The following is a 3801-nucleotide window of genomic DNA, read 5'->3' on the forward strand; positions in this document are numbered from 1 at the left end:
GCTCACCGACGGCTACCGCGAGTCCACCGAATCCTGGGCGGACCTGCTGCGGGACTGCCGCCGGAGGGGAATGCGGGCACCGGTGCTCGCAGTCGGCGACGGGGCGTTGGGGTTCTGGAGGGCGTTGCGGGAGGTGTTCCCCGAGACGCGGGAACAGCGCTGCTGGTTCCACAAACAATCCAACGTTCTTGCTTCACTCCCGAAGTCGGCGCATCCGGGTGCGTTGGCGGCGATGAAGGAGATCGTCGGGGCCGAGGACATCGACAAGGCGCAGTTGGCGATCGCGGCGTTCGAACGTGACTACGGCGCGAAGTATCCGAAGGCGGTCAAGAAGATCGTCGACGCCGCCGACGTGCTGCTCGAATACTTCCGGTATCCCGCCGAGCATTGGGTGCATCTACGCACGACGAATCCCATCGAATCGACCTTCGCGACGGTGCGGCTTCGGACCAGAGTGACGAAGGGACCGGGCTCACGAGCAGCAGGCATGGCGATGGCCTACAAGCTGATCGAAGCGGCCCAATCGCGGTGGCGGGCCGTCAACGCTCCGCAGTTGGTGGCGTTGGTGCGGGCGGGCGCGTTGTTCCACAAGGGCAAGCTCCTCGAACGGCCGGTCGACATCACCCCGGAACCCTCGCCCGACACTCCGGTGTCCGAGGTCGCCTGACGACCCCCGATCCACAGGATTTGACTATTCCTCCGACCGGAACCCGACTCCGCGCTGTTCGAGGTCTTCGACGGTCTGCAGCAGGTGCGGCAGCGATCGACCGAGCCGGTCGAGCCGCCACACCACGAGAGTGTCGCCAAACCCTTGGGAATTGCATCTGGTGAGTGGATCGTGGCTGGTTGCCTGGTAGCCGCGCTCCGGAATGCGTGAATCGAGTGACCCGAGGATCGGGTCTGACCTGCATCACTTGCCTAGCGATCCCGTTAGATGCATGATTTCGGCACTTAACGGGTGGACTTTTGGGTGGGTGGAGGAGCGGATGGGCCGTGGCGATCTGGCGGGGGTGTGACTAGCAGCTTCGTTTGGCGGGTTTCTGCAGCTCTGAATGGCGGTCCTCAGGCTCAGTCGACAAGCCTGGGGCGCCGCTACAAGACGTATCGATACGAGTACCAGGGTCCTTCGAGGTGTTTTACCTTTAACCCTCTGACTCCGGGATCGAAGGTGGGCGGCCCCTCGGGTGAATGCGCCCAACCACTCATTTGGAAGAAGAGGCCAGAGTCGGCATTGCTCACCAAAACCACTCCATCTTTGCGGTGGAGCACTGAGCCGACATCCATATTCCCCACATGGCGCGGGTCGTCGTAACCGTAGTTCTCCGACCACCCCGGCGGGTGTGACCGGGCCTGAGCGGCCACTGCTTCGAGTTCAGGGCGGGATGCATCGAATCCCTCCGGGATGGCGAGACCTATCGCTACGGCGGCGAGCACTCCAACCGCCAGAAGGGCGGGAGGAGCAGCAAGCCAACGTGTGCAAAGGTGCCGCTTTCGCCACGCCGCGACCAGTGCGATCAGCCACGCGAAGCCGGCAATCGCCAGTGTGTATCCAGAGATCACGAAAACGAGCAGCCAGTCGGTGGTCGTCACGTTGTAGTTGCTGAACGGAACCCTGTCGGCTGCAAGCACGATGAATGCAGCGGAAGACGCAACGGAGACCACCGCAGCGACCATGCTCACGGCGCGGACGGCGCCAGACGCTATGCGAGTCCCGCGAGTATTGGGAGCGTCCACCACTTCGACCGGCATGCCTTCAGCGTAGAGGTTCCGAGCGGGACTCAGCAGTGAACTTTAAGCCTCACCGATTGTGGCAGAATCGATCGTTTTTGATACAAACGGGTCGAAGCTGGCCGATTTTGGATTCGCCGAGGTGGGCGGAAGCCTGTTCTGTAGCGGAACCCAGTCACGGAATCTATGTTTCTGATCTACCCACAAGCGACGGGTACTGCTACATTTATCGGTATGGGCCACGCTTTCGGGTACGCGCGGGTGTCGACTGGCGATCAAGACGCCCGACTGCAGCACGATGCTCTCGCCGCTGCTGGCTGCTACAAGGTCTTCACCGACACCGCCTCCGGGGCATTGGCCTCTCGCCCGGAGTTGGGAAAGTTGCTCGACCAATTGCGGCCGGGCGACACGCTCGTGGTGTGGCGCCTGGACCGGCTGGGCCGATCGATCCGGCATCTGATCGATCAGCTGACCGAATTGCAAGAACGCGGAATCGAGTTCCGATCCCTGCAAGAGAACATCGACACCGGGTCCTCGGGCGGGCGGCTGGTGTTTCACATCTTCGCCTCCCTAGCGGAGTTCGAACGCGATCTCATCTCCGAACGCACCCACGCCGGCCTGGAAGCGGCCCGGGCCCGTGGCCGTGTGGGTGGGCGTCCACCGTTGTTGTCCGGGGACAAACTGCGCACCGCCCGCAAGCTCTACGAGCAACAAGACATGACCGTCGCCCAGATCGGTGAGGTCCTGGGGGTTAGCCGCACCACCGTGTACCGGGCTCTCCAACGTGGGACCGACAAGCCGGCCCCACGCCGACAGAAGTCGACGACGGCGTAGTCATGAGCGGGGGCGAGGAACCTCAAGGTTCGATCGATGCCCCCACTGGTGCGAAGACTGCCGCCGCGCGATGGCAGGTCCTACGCAAGCACGTGGAGAGCGGAGTCCCGCTGGCCCAGTTGGCCGCAGCCGAGCAGATCGGGGAACGGACTCTGCAACGCTGGCTGGCCGCCTACCGGCAGGCCGGCGTCGCCGGATTGGCTCCGGCCGCTCCGCCCAAGCGTGGACGGCGCACCCACCCAGAACTTGTGGCCTACATCGAAGGCCTGGCGCTGAGCACGCCACCGCCGACCATCGCGGCGATCATCCGCAAAGCCACTGTGACCGCCGCCCGCCGCGGATGGCCGATGGCTTCCGCGAGCACCGTGCGGTCCATTGTGACCGGCCTGGATCCGGGGATGGTGACACTGGCCCACCAGGGCGCGGCCGCATACCGAGACACCTACGAACTGGTGTGGCGACACCGCGCCGAGCGGGCCAACGCCACCTGGCAGGCCGACCACACCGAACTCGACATCCTCATCCTCGACGCCAACGGGCGATCCGCCCGGCCGTGGCTGACCGTCATCCTCGACGACTACTCCCGGGCAGTGTGCGGCTACATGGTCTTCCTCGGCGCACCGTCTGCGATGAACACCGCGCTGGCGTTGCGGCACGCGATCTGGCCCAAGAGCGATCCGAACTGGCCGATGTGCGGCTTGCCCGATGTGCTCTACGTCGATCACGGCACCGACTTCACCAGTCACCATCTCGCCCAGACCGCCAATGACCTGCACTTTCAGATCATCTACTCGACCATCGCCAGACCACAGGGCCGCGGCAAGATCGAGCGAATCTTCGGCACGATCAACACCGAACTCCTCGCCGATCTGCCGGGCTATCTCACCCGCGGTCAGCGACACCCCCAGCCAGCACTGACACTGCCCGAACTCGACACCGCCATCGGCGAGTTCATCGGCGACAGATACCACCGCCGCACCCACCCGGGGACTGGCGACAGTCCCTACCGTGCCTGGATCGGTGACGGATGGCTTCCCCGCCTGCCCGAGACTGTTGACGACCTCAACCTGCTGCTGTTGAATCGCCCCGAGTTCGGCGGAGGCTCAGCTATCTGGTTCCGGCCTCAGCGAGGACCGGTGTCTCACGGTAGTCGGCCGCCGAGTGATTTGCCCAGTAGGCGGCCTCGTACTCGACAGGCGGGACGTGGTTGATCTCGCCATGCAAGCGGCGGTGATTGAA

At 64.2% G+C, this 3801-nt stretch carries 4 protein-coding genes and 1 pseudogene; 3 read left to right on the plus strand and 2 right to left on the minus strand.

The window, feature by feature from the left end:
- Nucleotides 1-667: IS256 family transposase (locus LDQ05_RS19380; RefSeq protein WP_226438581.1), on the plus strand; the 667-nt coding region annotated here is incomplete at its 5' end.
- 33 nt (nt 668-700) lie between these two features.
- Here LDQ05_RS19380 and LDQ05_RS19385 read toward each other — a convergent pair.
- Both LDQ05_RS19385 and LDQ05_RS19390 read right to left on the minus strand, forming a co-directional pair.
- A pseudogene (locus LDQ05_RS19385) lies at nt 701-805 on the minus strand (recombinase family protein); the annotation flags it as partial.
- 287 nt (nt 806-1092) lie between these two features.
- Nucleotides 1093-1749, minus strand: a complete 657-nt coding sequence (locus LDQ05_RS19390; protein WP_226438582.1) for a hypothetical protein — start codon at nt 1747-1749, stop codon at nt 1093-1095.
- Nucleotides 1750-1962: 213 nt separating this feature from the next.
- On the opposite strand from LDQ05_RS19390, the gene LDQ05_RS19395 reads away from it, so the two are divergent.
- Entirely contained in the window at nt 1963-2562 is a 600-nt protein-coding gene (locus LDQ05_RS19395; protein WP_226438584.1) for a recombinase family protein, read from the plus strand.
- 32 nt (nt 2563-2594) lie between these two features.
- Nucleotides 2595-3773, plus strand: coding sequence for a TnsB C-terminal domain-containing protein (locus LDQ05_RS19400; RefSeq protein ID WP_308013287.1), 1179 nt, complete (start codon nt 2595-2597; stop codon nt 3771-3773).
- Nucleotides 3774-3801: the final 28 nt, after the last annotated feature.

The sequence above is a fragment of the Rhodococcus yananensis genome (genome assembly GCF_020515525.1).
Taxonomy (GTDB): domain Bacteria; phylum Actinomycetota; class Actinomycetes; order Mycobacteriales; family Mycobacteriaceae; genus Rhodococcus; species Rhodococcus yananensis.

Excerpts from the sequence above, each read along its gene's own strand:
- LDQ05_RS19390 (WP_226438582.1), bottom strand. The coding sequence starts at position 1,749 with ATGCCGGTCGAAGTGGTGGACGCTCCCAATACTCGCGGGACTCGCATA.
- LDQ05_RS19395 (WP_226438584.1), top strand. The coding sequence starts at position 1,963 with ATGGGCCACGCTTTCGGGTACGCGCGGGTGTCGACTGGCGATCAAGAC.